1 protein-coding gene is annotated in these 325 nt (G+C 43.7%); it reads right to left on the reverse strand.

The features are described from left to right. Positions 1-121: 121 nt before the first annotated feature. The coding region (locus FH871_RS35375) for a hypothetical protein (protein WP_212768434.1) at positions 122-325 on the reverse strand (204 nt) is incomplete at its 5' end.

The raw sequence follows: 325 nt of genomic DNA on the forward strand, positions 1-325 counted from the left end.
ATGAGTTGTGGATTTTCGCTCTGTTCTAAAGGGAAAAGAACCCCTTTCACTCTACACTCTAGCCCACAGAAAAGTTCTCTTCCTCACTGATAAATGTCTGGATTGGACCTCTGTTAGTTTTTTATAAGTCTATCGAATCCAACGATTTTGGTGTTACTCCTTCATCCGCCAAAGCCAATTCCAGTATCTCCTCAATTTCTATCAAGCGATAGCCGTCTACTGTTTTGAGACTGGCTGTCATGGGGGTCAATTCCTCTACTACTCCTTGAAAGCTTTGCTTGGTTTGGCCGAATTTGGTAGTCACCTTGACTGGAGCCCCATTGCT

The organism is Larkinella sp. C7 (genome assembly GCF_006149005.1).
Lineage (GTDB): Bacteria > Bacteroidota > Bacteroidia > Cytophagales > Spirosomataceae > Larkinella.